Source organism: Methanosarcina mangrovi (assembly GCF_052057765.1).
Classification (GTDB): Archaea; Halobacteriota; Methanosarcinia; order Methanosarcinales; family Methanosarcinaceae; genus Methanosarcina.
Map to the genome: position 1 here is coordinate 3,892,444 of NZ_CP195120.1, position 16,808 is coordinate 3,909,251.

At 42.6% G+C, this 16,808-nt stretch carries 14 protein-coding genes and 1 tRNA gene; 8 read left to right on the top strand and 7 right to left on the bottom strand.

Annotated elements, in window-relative coordinates:
• On the bottom strand, window positions 1–924 hold the full coding sequence (cofD, locus tag ACSAZL_RS17215; RefSeq protein ID WP_440945823.1) for a 2-phospho-L-lactate transferase: 924 nt from the start codon (window positions 922–924) through the stop codon (window positions 1–3).
• Between the two features lie 125 nt (window positions 925–1,049).
• On the opposite strand from cofD, the gene ACSAZL_RS17220 reads away from it, so the two are divergent.
• The 5 genes from ACSAZL_RS17220 (at window position 1,050) to ACSAZL_RS17240 (ending at window position 4,204) form a co-directional block, all read left to right on the top strand.
• Window positions 1,050–2,255 carry an HD domain-containing protein gene (locus ACSAZL_RS17220; RefSeq protein WP_440945824.1) on the top strand — a complete coding sequence of 402 codons (1,206 nt, stop codon included), beginning with the start codon at window positions 1,050–1,052 and terminating at the stop codon, window positions 2,253–2,255.
• Between the two features lie 19 nt (window positions 2,256–2,274).
• Window positions 2,275–2,652, top strand: coding sequence for a hypothetical protein (locus ACSAZL_RS17225; protein ID WP_440945825.1), 378 nt, complete (start codon window positions 2,275–2,277; stop codon window positions 2,650–2,652).
• Between the two features lie 2 nt (window positions 2,653–2,654).
• Window positions 2,655–3,206, top strand: a complete 552-nt coding sequence (locus tag ACSAZL_RS17230) for a UbiX family flavin prenyltransferase (protein ID WP_440945826.1) — start codon at window positions 2,655–2,657, stop codon at window positions 3,204–3,206.
• Between the two features lie 150 nt (window positions 3,207–3,356).
• Window positions 3,357–3,431: transfer RNA gene (locus tag ACSAZL_RS17235), tRNA-Pro, on the top strand.
• A 344-nt stretch (window positions 3,432–3,775) separates the two neighbouring features.
• Window positions 3,776–4,204, top strand: a complete 429-nt coding sequence (locus ACSAZL_RS17240; protein WP_440945827.1) for a hypothetical protein — start codon at window positions 3,776–3,778, stop codon at window positions 4,202–4,204.
• Window positions 4,205–4,500: 296 nt separating this feature from the next.
• On the opposite strand, the gene ACSAZL_RS17245 is transcribed toward ACSAZL_RS17240, so the two are convergent.
• Together ACSAZL_RS17245 and ACSAZL_RS17250 are read right to left on the bottom strand one after the other, a co-directional pair.
• Window positions 4,501–6,561, bottom strand: coding sequence for an ATP-binding protein (locus ACSAZL_RS17245; protein WP_440945828.1), 2,061 nt, complete (start codon window positions 6,559–6,561; stop codon window positions 4,501–4,503).
• A complete protein-coding gene (locus ACSAZL_RS17250) occupies window positions 6,551–7,891 on the bottom strand; it encodes a DNA double-strand break repair nuclease NurA (RefSeq protein ID WP_440945829.1) in 1,341 nt (446 codons plus the stop codon). The genes ACSAZL_RS17245 and ACSAZL_RS17250 overlap by 11 nt, the downstream gene beginning before the upstream one ends.
• 833 nt (window positions 7,892–8,724) lie before the next feature.
• On the opposite strand from ACSAZL_RS17250, the gene ACSAZL_RS17255 reads away from it, so the two are divergent.
• On the top strand, window positions 8,725–9,675 hold the full coding sequence (locus ACSAZL_RS17255; protein ID WP_440945830.1) for a hypothetical protein: 951 nt from the start codon (window positions 8,725–8,727) through the stop codon (window positions 9,673–9,675).
• A gap of 101 nt (window positions 9,676–9,776) precedes the next feature.
• Window positions 9,777–10,778, top strand: a complete 1,002-nt coding sequence (locus tag ACSAZL_RS17260) for an IS701 family transposase (RefSeq protein ID WP_440945831.1) — start codon at window positions 9,777–9,779, stop codon at window positions 10,776–10,778.
• A 445-nt stretch (window positions 10,779–11,223) separates the two neighbouring features.
• Here ACSAZL_RS17260 and ACSAZL_RS17265 read toward each other — a convergent pair whose 3' ends face one another.
• From ACSAZL_RS17265 to ACSAZL_RS17275, 3 genes are all read right to left on the bottom strand, one after another.
• The gene (locus ACSAZL_RS17265) at window positions 11,224–11,586 is read right to left on the bottom strand and encodes a hypothetical protein (protein ID WP_440945832.1); all 363 of its coding nucleotides are present in this window, start codon (window positions 11,584–11,586) and stop codon (window positions 11,224–11,226) included.
• Window positions 11,587–11,844: 258 nt separating this feature from the next.
• A complete protein-coding gene (locus ACSAZL_RS17270; RefSeq protein ID WP_440945833.1) occupies window positions 11,845–13,209 on the bottom strand; it encodes an NAD-dependent succinate-semialdehyde dehydrogenase in 1,365 nt (454 codons plus the stop codon).
• Window positions 13,210–13,504: 295 nt separating this feature from the next.
• Window positions 13,505–14,002, bottom strand: a complete 498-nt coding sequence (locus ACSAZL_RS17275) for a hypothetical protein (protein WP_440945834.1) — start codon at window positions 14,000–14,002, stop codon at window positions 13,505–13,507.
• 268 nt (window positions 14,003–14,270) lie between these two features.
• Between ACSAZL_RS17275 and ACSAZL_RS17280 the strand changes: the two genes are divergently transcribed.
• On the top strand, window positions 14,271–15,212 hold the full coding sequence (locus ACSAZL_RS17280) for a PHP domain-containing protein (protein ID WP_440948886.1): 942 nt from the start codon (window positions 14,271–14,273) through the stop codon (window positions 15,210–15,212).
• A 708-nt stretch (window positions 15,213–15,920) separates the two neighbouring features.
• On the opposite strand, the gene ACSAZL_RS17285 is transcribed toward ACSAZL_RS17280, so the two are convergent.
• Window positions 15,921–16,424: a hypothetical protein gene (locus ACSAZL_RS17285; protein WP_440948887.1), complete on the bottom strand. Its 504-nt coding sequence runs from the start codon at window positions 16,422–16,424 to the stop codon at window positions 15,921–15,923.
• Window positions 16,425–16,808: the final 384 nt, after the last annotated feature.

Below are 16,808 nucleotides of genomic sequence, written 5' to 3' on the forward strand. Positions count from 1 at the left end.
TCAGAATACGGTGTCGAACAGTCCGACTACGAACTCTGCCAGTTCTCTGCTTTTCTCCGTGGAGGTCATCAGAGTATCTGCACGGCAAGCCCCACAGCCAAGCCTCTCAAAAGCGAATTCGTCTGCCCTGTCCCTTTCATCGAAGACAAAGACGTCAAGGAATTCCTGATAGTACTCCGCGACTCCCATGGAAGAGACTTCAAGCCCGCATGCCTGCATCAGCTTCCCGGCAGGGCCGCTGACAGGAGCATTGCCGATTATGGGGCTGACTGCAATCACCTTTTTCTGTTTCAGCAGTTCTCTCATTCCCGGCAGGGAAATGATCGGGCCTATACTGGTAATGGGGTTGCTCGGGCCAATGAGGACTTTGTCATTTTTCTCGAAGGCTTCCAGAACCTTTTTAGCAACCGAAGCTTCGGAAACGCCTCGAATGTCAACTCCAAGTACATCGGGGTCTCCGTGTTTTCCGACCCAGAAGTCCTGAAAATGCATAAACCCTTGCAAGGTCTCTATATAGGTAGAAACCGGGTCATCGGACATGGGCAGAATGTTTGCATCGATCCCGAAGAGAGATGCAAGCTTTACTGTAGTTTCCGTAAGGGATGCTCCGTCCCGGATGAGGTTTGAGCGGATAATATGGGTTGCCCTATCCCTGTCCCCAAGCTTCAGGCTTTCTTCAACCCCGAGTTCGTGCATGCGTTCGTAAGTCCTGAAGGTATCGTTTTCTATGCCCCACCACTTCTTCCGGTCGATCTGGTCCGAGAAGAGATAGAGCACCGTATCAAGGTCTGGAGAGATCAGGTTTCCAGAAACCCACAGGTCTTCGGCAGTGTTTACAACAACGGTCAGTTCCTCCGGCGGGAGGATTTCCTTGAGCCCGTCAAGGAGTTTGGGAGTTCCGGTGCCGCCTGACAATATAATCATGATAATACCTGTTTCCGGATTTATTCAGCCATCGGGTAGCAGGTTCTCCTGCAATTTTCACAATCAATGTAACAGCATCAAAGTAATAGATACAACAATATATAATGACATCTGTCTAAAGAATAATGAAAGTAGTCCTTGATCCCGTACACGGTTACATCGAACTGGATGAAATCGTCCAGGAACTTCTGGCTACCCCCCAGATTCAGCGCCTCAGAAGGATCAGGCAGCTTGGCTTTTCAAATCTCGTTTATCCGGGAGCAAACCATACCCGTTTTGAACACTCCCTCGGAGCCATGCACCTTGCCTCCATGCTGATGAAAAACCTCGACTCTATTGAAGAAGATAAAAAAATGGAGATCAGAGCTGCCTCCCTTTTGCACGATGTTGGGCACGGACCTTTTTCCCATGTAACCGAGAACGTCATAGACAAGTATACGCGACGCAGGCATGACGATGTAAGGGATATTGTAGGGAAAGGGGAAATAAAAGAAGTCCTGAAAAAGCACGGGATTTCCCCAGGAAACCTTGCAAAACACATCAAGGGTGAGACCTCTTTAGGGCAGATCCTCAGCAGTGAGATCGATGTGGACAGGATGGACTACCTTGTCCGGGACTCCCATTATACAGGGGTTGCCTTCGGGGTCGTGGACTACAACCGCCTGATCAATCAGATGCGTTTTTACGAAGATAGGCTTGTTATCGACCATGGGGGACTGAAAGCTGCGGAATCCCTCCTGGTCTCCCGTTTCTGGATGAATACCTCGGTTTACTATCACCACGTAACCAGGATCTCGGAAGCAATGTGCTCAAAAGCCGTGGAGTATATGATCGAAAACGGAGAACTCGACCCGACCGGGCTCAGGCAGATGGACGATATAGACCTGATAGCCGCCATGCGCAACTCAAGCGGGAATGGAGGAGAGCTCACCAGACGGCTGGACGCACGCAAACTCTATAAGCGGGCGCTCTATACAGGGCTTGAGGAAGCAGGAAAAGGGGTGCTCAAGTACCGTGATAAAATTGAGAGAGCGGAGAAGGAGATTGCAGAACTTGCAGGGGTAGACCCGGAATGCGTGCTTGTGGACATTCCGAAGACTCCTGAAATGCTGGAAATGAAAGCAATGATTAAAACCGACCACAAGATGATCCCGCTTAAGGAAGCTTCCCATTTCGTCTCAATCCTGCAGGAAGCCCATATGGACAACTGGAGAATGGGGGTCTACTGCCCGAAAGAGCACTGTGATGCCGTGGGAAAAGCTGCAAAGGAATACTTTAACATCAAGAAAGCCACAAAGCAGTTTAAGCTGAGCGACCTTGAAAAAATTTAAAAATACGGGAGTAAAACTTTTGTTTAAAAACACAAGAATAGTAGGTAGGGTAGAGATCATACTCGAAGCAAAAAAGCTTGGGGAAGACTACCTGCTGACCCTTACCGGCGGGAAGGAACATGCAGGGGCAGTTGCGGTGGGGCTGTTTGATGAAAAAAGCGGGAGAGCGAGCTCTTCCGTGCTCACCCTGCCCGGACACAGGGAAGAACAGCTTGCCCTGGACAGCGCAAGGCGGGTAAGCAGGGTAACAGGAAAGACCTCGGTAGTTGTTGCCGGCATCCATGTAGATAATATAAGCACGGAAGAGATAGGGAAGATAATCTCAGCCGCAGAAGAAATGGTTGGAAGTTTCATTGCCTCCTGTGAAAAAAGTGATACGAAAGAGAGGAGAAGCTAATAATGGAAATAATTGTAGGAATCAGCGGGGCTTCAGGAGTACAGTACGGGATCCGCCTGCTTGAAGTGCTGGCACAAAAAGGGATAAAGACCCATCTTGTACTGACCGAAGCTGCAAAACAGATACTCGAGATCGAAACTGATTACTTACCCCTTGAAGTGGAAAAACTTGCAACCTGGAGTTATTCCCAGAAAGACTTTTCAGCTCCTATAGCCAGCGGTTCTTACAAAACTGCAGGAATGGTCATCGCTCCCTGCAGCATGAAAACTCTCGGAGCAATTGCAAACGGGGTATCTGACACCCTGATAACAAGAGCTGCAGACGTCTGCCTGAAAGAAGAGAGAAAACTGGTCCTGATGACAAGAGAAACTCCCCTGAACCTGATACACATCGAAAACATGCTGAAGGCAAAACAGGCAGGGGCGAGCATTCTCCCTGCGTGTCCGGGCTTCTATTCCAGACCGGAGACTCTGGACGACCTCATAGACACCATGGCAGGCAGGGCACTTGACCTCTTAGGAATACAAAACGACATCTATCAGCGCTGGGAGTGAGAAAAAAGGCTGAGGACCAGGCTGTTCCTACACAAGTTCCAGAATTGAAGCAAGTAAAGCCGGAAGTTTCGGATCGTAAAGTCAGAGTACAGGCGCAGGTTCTAACGAAAGCTATATAAAGGATAATCACCTTTGAGAGGAAGCCCTTATGGGATAGTAGGGTAGCTTGGTCCATCCTCGAGCGTTTGGGACGCTTGGACCGCGGTTCAAATCCGCGCTATCCCATCCTTTTTCATCTTTTAGACAGAATTCCTGACGGATTGTTTAAGAGTTTACTTCCTCTGAATTGCTTTCTTACTCTGTTTTACAGCGCAAAAAATAGTACACGTCAGGATTACATTACAAAAATATTAATTTTTAGGTGCCATCTTTATAAATGAAGAGTAATTTTAATACCGAAAACAGATAATCTTGTATTGGATGTGAGTGAAGAACTCTGCAGAATTAACTGATTTAGAATCATTTTAATACAGAAACTGATTACTTATTTTAGGTGTGAATAAGTACTCCCTGGAACTCACCCATTAAAATTACAATATGTGAGCCATTGAATGTAGGGGTAAAATATCATGAAACAGACTCTTGAAACATTAAAAGGAAAGATCGCCGAAAACACCCTGACATCCGAAGACATCTTTGCATTTACGGATAGGCTTAAAGAAAGTATGCGGGAAGGAACCCCGATTGTAAGGAACGTCTCGCCTGCAAACATCGACCTGCTCGAAGTATATGCTTTTGCCCTGCGGAAGATGGAGATGACAGAGGAAGATCAGTCAAGCGAACTGAGGGCCGGAGATTGGAGGGACAGTATCGATGACTTCAGCAAGCTCAAGTATTTTGTAGATGAAATGCAAGAAAGCGAGCTTGTCAACCACGTTGCCTGGAACGTTCATGCAAATGTAATTTATGATATCCCGGACCCGGTTGCATATAAAAGGTATGTGTACTGGAAGATCAAGTCAGTTCTCGATAATATGGAACTCTGTGAACTGATTTAAGCTGAAAAGCAGGGACAGAACACATGGAAAAATAAAAAGAAAGAAAAAGTACAAAAGAAGAAGTACAAAAGAAGAAGTACAAAAGAAGAAACACAAAAGAAGAAGAAGAAGAAGAAGAAGAAGCACATGCCTGTACTTCAAGCAGGCATGCGCTGATGACCCTTTCTTGAAAAAATAAGGTTTCGCAAATATTCAGGCGCTGTACATTTTTTCATCAACTTCGGCTTTTTATTTCTTGTCTTTGCGTTTTATTTCTTGCCTTTGCGTTTTATTTCTTGTTTTTATTTCATACCATCTTAGCGGTGCCTTACAACGCAGTTTGAAAGTCCGAGGATTTCCACAATGTCACTGTTATCAGGGCTGTGAATTATCATCTGCCCTTTCTTGAGATAGGGAATCCTGCGTTCGTATTCTTTAGGGACTTTCAGGGACGATATTGCAGCATCATTATTGAGGTTAAGGATCAGTTTTGTGTTGATCTGCTTGATGACAGTATCATCGATATCCTGAGGGTCCTGAGTGATCAAAAAGAGCCCAAGCGCTTCTTTTCGGCCCTGTCGGGCTGCATCTGCGAAACGGGAGATGATAAGGCGGGCATGTTCCCCGTTTGCCTTTGAGAGGTAGCGGTGAGCCTCATCAAGTGCCAGGATAATCGGAGTTTCTTTGATGGCATCAATCCCTGTAGTATTGAGCTTGTTGTCAACGATCAGGCTCATGATTGTGAGTACTATGAGGTCTCTTATCCTGGGAGAACTTATGTACTCGGTCGGGAAAACCGAAATCTGCCCCGGCTTGAAGATCTTATCCAGGACCCCGGTAATCGGGGTTGCATCCCGATCAAAGACCTTTGAGAAAAAGCGGCTACTCACTCTCCGCACGATCCCGTCATAGGAAGACTCATGGATTCTGTTACTATCAACGTAATAAGAACGCGTACCTTCGTTTTCAATGTGGCTGATGAAGTTCTGGTAGGTATGGGGCGCGCCTGACTTGAAGAAGTCCCCGAGAAGGACTTCAAGCCCGATATACTGAAGTTCGGACATCCCGGCTGCTGCAATCAGCCAGGAGTTATGTTCCACAAGGGAAAAAGGAATTGTGAACTCGACCTGTTCCGCCCTTGACTTATCGCCCGGGTACTTCTGCCCCTCGACCTTTGCCACAAAAGCCTTTGTGGACTGAACCCTGCCGTAAGTGACGTTTTCGGACTCAAACCTGAACTTATCCTCTTCGGTCAGGGTTTCGTTATCCTCGAAAATCTGGGAGTATTCGTCCTGAGGGTCCATAATCACAAGGCAGGGGTTTTTCCTGGCTTTGTCCTGAGAATTCCGCAGTCTGTACCGGTTGTCTTCCGTCATGAACTGGCGCAGGATGTTTTTTGAGAGGAAAGTCTTTCCTGTCCCCGTGCTCCCGCAGACCAGCATGTGCCTGAAAATAAGAGGGTCACCCATCAAATAGTCATTTCTCAAGTAATAAGCAACGGTTTCGGGCTCGGAGTGGGTCTTTACAAGTTCCCCCCCGACACTGAGGTGCCCGAGGAAAACTCCCTCTTCCGGAATGTTCAGCCCGGTCTGGACTTCAAGCCTGTCCGTAACAGGCAGTATGGGTGTATTCGGCCGGGGGATCCGGTCTGCCATCCTCCTTGTAAGTGCGCTGTCCGCTTTCTTCCGATAAAGAATACAGAGCGGGTCAAGGCAGGCAAGGAACTTGTAATCGGCTTCGTTTATAGGGCTTGCCCGGGCATTCAGCATGCGCCTTGAGTGGATTTCGGTCGCGTCGTCCACTGCAAACTCCTGCCTGTACTGAAGTTTTCCTACTCTTGCGAAGAGCTTTTCTCCGCCCTCATACGGCACGACAACATATGTCCCGAGCCTTATCTCGCTCCTGCGGGCAGAAGCGATGTACCCTGTAATTGTAGCCCCTGAGTGGGTTATTTCCAGAGGCTCTATGCCAGTTGTGACAATTCCGAAAGCTTCATCCAGAGAGGAAGTAAATCCGGTGGTTTCGAAACCATAGTCATCAAATGCTTCAAAGGGGAGTTCATCTTTTCCGGAAACAGCGGAGAAGCCTGTATTAGATCCTGTATTTGAACCGTCATCCAGAGGGATCTGCGGATAGGTTTCTATGGGAGTTTCAGCTGAGGAAACAGGGAATTCTTCAAAAGCCGGCAGCGAGTCCGGGCCTGAGGCTTCCGTAAGCAGGTCCTTTTCCAGGTCTTTCGGTTCCAGGTCTTTTGTTTTATTTCCGGGAACTTCCTCAGGGCCTGCATTTTTATGTGATGAAGCATCCTTTTCAGGAGCAGAAGTCGGTTTTGTCTTGTTAGAGATAAAAGCCAGAATATCGGCGTCTTCATATTTCATTGAGTTTACCCCACCGAGTATCGTTATAAGAGATGTCAGGACTCATATTTTCAAAGAATTTATCGATCTCCTGCCTCTCCACTTTCCTGATTTTTGCGAGGTGGTCTGCCTTTGTGAGGGTGAGGGGAAAACCATGCAGAGAAAGGTCAAAGAGCACTTTTTTGGTAATTTGCATGCGCAGGAAATCATCCTTAATAAGTCCATAAGGAGCTTCAACCTTAAAAACCACATCCGTGGAAGGCACATAAAGCATGAAGAAACAGAGGGCATAGTCCTCAGGCGAAAACTTATGCCTGAGCTTTTGCTGGAACGCATCCCCGGCTGCAAGCGGGGAAGTCCCGTTAAGCATCCTTTCGTAAAACCGGTTGGGCTGCAAAAACCAGTTAGTGTAAGTAATGTAAGTATTTCTGGAACCGTTATACTTGCCGTTTTTCCCGTTGGTTTTCGAATTCCGTCCCTCATGCCCCTGCCCTGCCGGACCGTTGACTTTGTAAGGGGAAAGGAGGTTTCGGAAAAACTGAGAATCAAGCATCCAGGGCAGGTCAAAACCTTCCCTTTTCTTCCGGACGCTGTCCATGATCTGCACGTCAGTCGGGTTTTTTACAAAGCCTATCACAGGTCTCTTTTTTTCCAGAAAGTGATCCATAATGTCAATGTAATTCTGGAGGATTTTTCGGGCGTCATTGTTCCGCCGGATCTGCACTTCCTCATCGTCCAGTACCATCCAGTACATGAGCTGTTTCGGATAAAGAGGCCCGTCCATTATGAAAAAGCTCTGTGGTTCTAACATGTCCTTAATGAAAAGCATGTGTTCGGATTCCGCCAGGTACATGGCAAAACTGTGCACCATGTCAGGAGCCTTTCTTTTCAACTCGTCCGGGGCAATTGTGACCAGTTTTGCCCTCCCAAGCCCTTCATCGAAGGTTTCCCAGCCTGACGTTGCCCTCATTGCTATCCTCTGCGAAGAAGAATAAGCCGCACAAACAATTGTCCTGCACCTCTGGACATCAAGATCGGTAGGGGTTGCAGCCAGCCCGCAGTGGCAAAAATCCACAAAAAGCCCACTGTCATAAGTCCTGGGATTCGTACTCCCGCTGTCACAGGCGTAAGTAACCGGATACGGGTCCTCGCCCTGTGCCATCAGCTCGGTCCTGACCATCCCCCTAAAAAGCCTGTCCACAGCCTTCAGGATTACCTTCCCGTCAATCTTCAACTCCTCAAGCAGAGAATAAATATCCGCTGCCGTTTTCGGCTCATCAAGCTCAAATGAACGGTCAATCCTCTCTGCAAGCTCCGAGATTTTATGCATATGCACGGGCTCAAGGGTCATGAATAAAAGATACTTAAAGAGTAATATATATTTGTTGAGTGGAGAAAAGAAAAAGTAGCTGCTTTCCTGGAAAAAACATGTGCAGAGTGTAGATTTTTCTGCAAAATCACAAATCTCAAGAAGTTCCCGGGTAGAAAAATCCATATCAAAAGAACCTATTTATACGCGGCATACAAAAATTTGAATCAGAATTTACAGCAAATTCGCAGCGTCGTCATTGAGTGGTATCTTCTTCTATTTTATGTTCCAGTTTGCTGAACAGGAAAATCTTTTCATGGTTTCCCTAACTGCAGTATTGACATCCATAATTTCAATAGCTATTGCCAGGATTCTGGTTTCAATATATGAGTATAAATAACTAATTTTAGTACATACTTTTATTTTTTATTAATAGCCCTTTTTTATTTTATTAGTTGTATCTTACTTTATTTTCAAGTGGTTCATCTCTCAAACGAACTAATGTAAAAACAGCCACATAAAGCTATATTTTCAATTAAAATACCAACTTAGAGTATCAATTTTTTATCAAATAGTATTATAATTTATATTATAGTTTAATGATTTATCCATAGAAACATAATAAGATTAAGTTCAATTATTCTATACAACATTACAAAGAATGTGAAGAATGATTCAAACTAAACTTGCAGAGTCGGCTTGAACCTCCCTGAACGCTAAAGCAACGGCGTTCATCTTATCTGTGGTTTCTACACAACTGACCACAAACTGTAGATATGACCACATTTGGGGGGCAGGTTCTGTGATATCAGATATCACAGTTGATGGAACAATTTACTACTGGGATTTTGATTGTTCTTAAGTAGGTGGTACAGATGAAAAGGAATCAATTACTCATGTTAAGTATTACAATCATATTGATGGCATCTGCTTCAAGCGTGGCAATGTATATAAATCGAGATGCTGAAAGAAATCAAGATACTGAAAGTTTATTATCTCGTGAAGAGGGAACAAATGGGGCCAAATTCATACTTAACACCGAACTTCCAAAAATTGAAAATTCATATGCAACATATACAGTTGTTACACCAGATATCACAATGGGCTACGTGACGGAAATTGCAGAAATTTTTGGGGTATCTGGAACTCCGGAAATTGTTAGTGAATCAACCGGAGAAATCAAGGTAACAGATGATACAAAAAATCTAAGAGAACAGGTTTCAGTCTACAAGTATTCTAATTCAATCGTTTATGAAATACCTGCAAAAAAATATGGGGACATTATAGAATCACAACCCGATTTACCCTCTGAAGACGAAGCAAAAAAGATCGCAAACGAATATCTATTAAGTAGAGATTTGCTTCCTGAAGATGTAAAAGTTGAAAGTGTAAAATCCTGCGTAAGATCCGGGGTAGTACAGGCAGGCGTAGAAGAACCTGTTGAATCATATGATGTTACACTTGGAGTTACGTACTCCCGAGATATTGATGGGATTCCGGTATACGGAGATGAATTTACAGTATATATAGGAGATAAAGGAGAAGTTGTAGGTGTTACAAAGACACTAAGAGAGATTGTCAAAACCGGGAATACAAGTATCAAATCTCCAACTGAAGCGTATAATGATTTAGTTGCAGGAAATACCGAACTTCCAGCACTCAAGATGCAAATAGATGAAATTACCATAGATAACATATCAATCGGATACCTGATGCAGCCTCGTATTTATGAACAGAAATCTGCAATTCCAGTTTATGTTTTTGAAGGTACTGCGAAAGGCAACGGTAAGGAGGTCCCCTACAAGGAATTTGTTTCAGCAGTTTAAAATATAGAATAGGACTTACGCGGTTGAAGTATTTTTTGTAAATCATCTTAAAATACTTCTTTCAATATAATATCTATAATATAATCAAAAAAATCTTTGAGTTGAATGACATAAATCCCCCTAAATGTACTGAACTTGATTACATCAATTTTCTGATCGCTTCTTCTCGAGTCTTTAGCTGTACCGAAGCTTCTAAGTGTAGTTCTATTTCTATAGACTCGAATAGTCCAGCTCATGACTCTTTTACTCGTCTTCTTCTAAGACAGCCTCCGGACACGGAGGCTTTATGGGAAGAGGTCAAGGACCTTGTCACTCCAGAAGTTGGTTTTCTTATTATCGATGATACTGTTCTCGATAAACCTTATTCCAAACACATAGATCTTGTTTACAGGCAATGGAGTGGCAAACATCATCAGATCGTAAATGGAATCAATCTTGAAACCGTTGTCTGGACATATAATGATGCTATAATCCCTGTTGACTTTAGAATTTACGATATAGATACTGACGGAAAAACAAAAAATGATCACTTCCTTGACATGTTAAATAAGGCAGAAGAACGTGGTTTTAAACCCGACTTTGTTCTGTTTGATACGTGGTATTCCAGTATAAAGAATCTCAAGGCAATCAGGAATAAAGGATGGCACTGGTTAACAAGGTTGAAGAAAAACCGGTTAGTTAACCCTGATATGACTGGTAATGTAGCAATTGAATTGTTAACTATTCCACCAGAAGGAATAACGGTTCATCTGAAAGAATACGGCTTTATCAAGGTGTTTCGGATAGTTTCCAAGGACGGAGACACGCAATACTGGGCTACAGATGTACTGGATATGCAGGAAGAAAAAAGAAAAGACCTGGCAAAGAAAGCATGGAAAATTGAAGAGTATCATAGAGGAATAAAACAGTTTTGTGGAGTAGAACGCTGTCAGGCAAGAAGAAATAGTGTGCAGAGAGCACATATTATGATGGCAATAAGGGCATTTCTAAGATTTGAAATGCAAAGAATAAAAACAGGCATTACATGGTTTGAAACGAAATGGAATATTACAAGAAATGCTGTTAATCAATTTATAAGAAAGCCAATATATGCCTTAGCCTAAAAATTAAGAAAATTAAAAAAGTTGCCTGCAAAGCAGGCAAATGCGTAAGTCCTATAGTATTAACAAAGTGAGGTTCAAACGAACCGCCACAATTCTTATTTTATTCAAAGAAATCGGTTTTTAAGATTGAAGTGTTTAAAACCTGACTTTGGCAGCTAGATAGAACTAAATGCTCTCTATTTTAGTGTTATCCGGTCCGATGAACATCACAAAACAGAAAGCGTTCCCTACAATTCCGAACAAGAATTTCTAACAAGAATATAGTGTTCCTATCGGATCGAGCCTTGCCGCCCAACTCATTTATGAAAAGCTGAATAAGACACAAAAAACAATTATCTTGCACCTCTGGACGTCAAGATCAGCGGGCGTTGCAGCCATTCCCGGTCTTCCGTATTTCGTTTTTTCAATGTTTGATTAAGGTTGTTCGGTTTACTTTTTATTAATTTCATTTCTTTTTGTTTATTTCATCCCTTAACTCTGCCAATTTACTGCGAAGATTACTATATTCATTTTTCAGCTTCTCGATGTCCACCGGGACAGTTTTCATCCTTGTTTCTACCAGCTCTTTCATCTGTTCGTTTTCGATCTCATCGGATATTTTACAGCTTAAGTCTTCTTTAATTATTCCTACTTCTTCGATATATTCGTTGAATTTATCGACAAAGTCTGTCATTTTTAACTCTCTGGCTACAGTTTGCAGACTCTCCAATTCATCTATCAGAGCATTTGCGGTATTATCCAGAGTGTTCATTTTCTGTTCTAACCTTGTCAACCTAGACAGTATATCCTGCTCAGATAATTCGGACAACGCATTTCCCCCCTTAAGCTATTGAACATATTGCCGTATTATTTTTGCCGCATAATTGATACATAAATTAAAATCAAAATTGTTCTGTAAAGTCCTGGTCAGCTAAAAGAATGCCCCCTTTCAAGAAGGCAGCCACTAACGATATGATTAGTTATAGAACTTAACAGACGCAGATTTTACGGAACCCTTTTATTTATTGACCGTCACTTATTAACCTTCTCTTATTAACCTTCACTTATTAACCTTACTTATTACCCTTTATTTATTAACCACTATAGTCTTTATATTCACAAATTCCTTGAGCCCGTAGTGGGAAAGCTCTCTCCCGACACCTGACTTCCCGGTCCCGCCGAACGGAAGTCTCGGGTCAGACCTGATCATTCCATTGATAGCCACAGATCCTGACCTGATCCTTTTTGCCAGCTTTTCGGCCCTGTCAAGGTCTCCGGACCAGACTTTGGCCCCAAGCCCGAACTCTGTGGAGTTTGCAATTTCCACTGCTTCGTCCTCATCCTTTGCAGTTATAACCGGTGCAATAGGCCCGAAAACCTCTATATTGCATACTTCCATATCAGTACTGGCTGCAGGGATAATGGTCGGATTGAAGAAAAAGCCTTTTTTATGCTTTTCTCCGTAAGTTTGAGGCTTTGCTCCTTTCCTTCTTGCATCTTCCATAATTTTTTCAAGTTTTTCGACAAATTCTTTTTTTGCAAGAGGCCCGATATCGGTTGCTTCATCCATAGGGTCCCCGATTTTCAGTTCCTGCATATGGCGTTCAAATGCCTCGATAAAATCCCCCACAACTTCTTCTACAACAATAAATCGCTTGGCAGCAGTGCAGCTCTGTCCTGCGTTCAGAAAACGAGACCTCACACCTGCCTGTGCAGCCCTCTCGATATCGGCGTCCTCAAGCACTATGAAGGGGTCCGATCCTCCCAGTTCCAGTACCTGAGGCTTGATAGCTTCTCCTGCAAGTTTTCCGATTTCCGAGCCTGCGCCCGTGCTGCCGGTAAGCGAAATCCCGTTCACCAGTTCTTTTTTAATAAGCTCCATTGCAGTTTTCGAGTCAATTAAAAGAGTCTTGAAAACATATTCCCGAAATCCGGCTTCCAGAAAGACCTTTTCAATCTCAAGGGCTGACCCTGGCACGTTCGAGGCATTTTTGAGCACACAGACATTTCCTGCACATATTGCAGGCACCGCAAACCTGAAAACCTGCCAGAAAGGGAAATTCCAGGGCATGATACCTAGAATCACTCCCAGAGGCTCAAAAGTAACATAACTTTTCTCAGCCCCGAGCTCAACGATTTCATCCTTCAGTAATCCAGCCGCATTTTCCGCGTAATAGTCACAGAGCCTGGCGCATTTTTGAATTTCTTTTCTGGACTGCATGATGGGTTTTCCCATCTCCTTTGTAATAATCCCGGCATAAATTTCGGTATTTTGTCGAAGCACCTCCGCAGCTTTCAAAAAATATTTTGCCCTTTCCTCTGCAGGCAACGAACTCCACCCTGAAAAAGCAGCCCTTGATTTCTCAATCCGGGTTTCGCATTCTCCGATAGAAAGCGAATCATAAGTCCGGTTTACTTCTTCGGTATAAGGATTAACGGATTTGATTTTCATGCTCTCCCCCCAAAAAGGGTCACTTATTAATATTGAATTCCCCCTGTATTATAAATTAACGAGAATAAAACATGGAGAGGAGGAAATGTATTGGTGAAGCCTTATTGTATCCGGAATAAAAGTACAGAGAAAGGGATACGTTTTTCCGGGGGCGCACACGAATATGCTGGAAAGCGGAATAAAAAATAAAATTTTAGATCTAAAATTATTTCAGTGTCTCACACTTCAGTGTATCTCATTTAAGTGTCTCACATTTCAGTGTATCGCATTTCAGTGTCTCACACTTCTGTGCCTCTCATTTAAGTGTCTCTTGTTTCCATAAAAATTTCTTCTTAGGGCGGCGTTCAAATTTCTCAAAAAGCTCCGGAGAAAGTGCAGGGTACTTCGCATCCTCAAGAGGGATGCAGAACATCCTTTTTGGTTTTCCGGCCTTTCCACCGAGCCCTATAACTACAAAAAACGGGATCAGATTATCGTTTGCAAATGTTCGGTAACGCCCCAGCTGCCTGGGAGTCGACCACTGGAGTTTGCCTTTGAAGAGTTTTGACCTGTACTTGCATTCCACGCAGAAGATTTCATTGGTGCGCCTGTGGCGAAGGACGAGGTCAGGGCCGCAGTCGGATTCTACGAATCGCGTATGCTTTCTTGCCATATCCGTAGTCCACTGCACAATGGAGAAGCCTTTTTCATCGAAGAGGTCCACCACGTACTTTTCGAAATCGTCTCCTTTTTGTTCAGCTTCGTTTTCAAAAATAACGCTGATGACTTTTCTTAGTTTTCTGAATAACCCCATAGTTGATCACTATCGTTTTTGTAAAACTACAGGGATACTTTAGCATATTTATAAACATGGTGGTATGGCATACAAAAAAGATGGACTGCACGCCTTCAAGAAATTCCCGGAAAAACTTAATTTAAAAAAAGACTATACTATAAGGGGAGATATAAAGCCGAATTATAATAATCGGACAAAATTAAAATCTCAGGATTCTAAGCCTATGGGGAGAAGGCAGAGGAATTACGAGGAAAAGCTGATTTCACCGGAACGGGCAGCTGAGCTTATGGAGGAAGGCTGGAAAAGAGCGGACCTGCACGTACATACCACCTGCTCTTTTGACGTGCTCCCGGCAAAAAATTTGCTCCCCGAGAGCCTTTATGAAAAAGCCCTTGGTATGGGTCTAGATTTTGTCACATTTACGGACCACGATACGGTCGATGCGTACGATATTCTCGGATGGGACCGGGAACAGCTTATCTCTGGCGTTGAAATGACCATTTATGATCCGAAATTTGCAGGGCACACGCTGCACGTGAACGTTTTCGAACTTTGTAGAGAAGACTTTTCGGAACTCACTGAGATTTCAAAAACAGAACATGACCTGAAGGGTTTTATAAGATACCTCAAACGCCATAAACTGCCCTTCATCTACAACCATCCCTTCTGGTTTGAGCTTCGCCAGCAGCCTGACCTCTCTGCGGTGCCTGAACTGGCAAAACTCTTCCCCGTACTCGAATACAATATGCATGAGCTCAGGCAGAAAAATGAGCTTACGATCACCCTTGCGGAAAAATTCGGCAAAGGCATCGCTGCAACAACAGACACCCACTCAGGGGGGCTCGGGAAAGTGTATACACTTGCAAAGGGAGATAGCTTCAGGGAGTATTTCAAAAATATAGAGAGGGGAAAAAATTACATTGTTCCTGAAGACCTTACAAGGGAAATGCTGACGGAAGAAATGAATACATGGATAGACCTGATATTTGAAAAAAGCCAGAGAAACCGCGATATAAAAAGGTACCTGACAGGAATAAAGCCCCTCGATGCAATGGTCAGGATCTCGAGGAGCACACTTTTAAACTACTCTCCAAGGCTTAACAGAACAACCATGAGCCTGCTCTACATGATCTCAAATACCGGTCTCCCCGCTTCCCTCTATATCCACTCGAAAGAAAACTTCGCAAGAGAAATCGAAAAAAAGATTGAGATTAAAGGGCAAAAGTAAAAACGTAGTTTTTCTTTTAACGTAGTTTTTCTTTTTTCCAGTTTTCTCTTTAACCTATAGTCTACGACTCGATAAATTATAGTTTTTACTTGTAAGATGAACGTTTTCCAGATATTTCTTTGCGAATGATAACTATTTTTTCACATTCATAATTAAAAAATAGTATGACTAGATAAATATAATTGATAGTTAAGATAGACACTTTTGTTTATTTTACGCAATAAAAAGTAAATATATAAGAATGTCTTTCTGTATATATTAGGACTGATTTATTTTATGAAGCAGAAATTTTAATTTGAAACGGATTCAAAATTTCCGTTATTCATGCGTTTGACTAAAAATAACAATGTTCTTCGAACAAAAATTCAAATATAGAAAAATAATTTCCAATTATATACTTGAGGATTACAAATGTTTCTCAATCTGAGGATAAATCCTACTGTCTCATTAGAAGGATAAATTCTATTTTATAAGAGTTGAGAGGATCAAAAGTAATAATGTGAGTTTTAAGAAAGATTGCTCAAGTAGCAGCAAGAAAAATAACAGGTTAAGTTTCCAGAGAAGGCAATTAACGAGACTATGGCATCTTGTTCAACATATGAGGGGTAAGAAGATAAAAAGGCATGGGAGTACTATGAAGAAAATCTTCACGTATTTTCATGCCAAAGTTCATGCCAAAGAAATATGTGTAAACAAATTTTCAGACAATTAAATATTGCCCAAAAGCGACTCCCTTCTTTGGTTCGGGAAATATCCTTCTCTTTGTAAAGCTATTTTATAATCATTTATAGCTCCACATAATTTGTGAGTATAACTTATGTAGTTGTGACACTCTCTTCCTTTAAACAATAGCCTTTCTATTACTTCTAAAAACTCTGGATATATGAATACCAGTTCTCCTTTTGTAAGCAGGAATAGAGATCCAAAGTTTCTGTGAATTCCCATGCTTCTTTTAAGAATTTCAACGTTCAGTTGGTCTTCGGGAATATATCGGGAGAATTTAACAAATGTATAAAAGGTTGATATATCCTGATTTAAAGTATTTAGGATCAAATGCAGGACATTATCCGTTTTTGGAAAGGAAATATCTTGGAGATAAGGGTAATGACTAGCTAGAATTACATCTTTTTCTATGTTTTCATTTAGGGTCATATAGTAGTTCATCCTGATATCATTTCCGATGTTTTTATTTAGGGTTGTATCTCGGTCCATTTTTGTCACCATTTTACGAAGTTTTATATGCAGCTAATGTTTGAGGGTCTCTGTTTTAAGGGTCTCTGTTTTAAGGGTCTCTGTTTTAAGGGCCTCTGTTTTTAAAACTGATTAAATTATTTGTTTTTTAAGGAGTTTGAAGACACACTTATCAACTTTGAGCAATTGTACATACCTGGTGTTTTCATCTGTTGTATGTCAATTTTCTCCGCTTAAAGAGGCTATAAGCATAGCTTACGCTCATTAAAGCTCGGTTTACAAATTCAACCTTATTGCTCAGGCTACATAGTATAACCTGGTACAATTGCAATAATAAGTGTAGTGGGGTGGCTCTGTTTTTCCGAAGACACTAAGCATATACTTAGACACTTAGAATGTAGTATT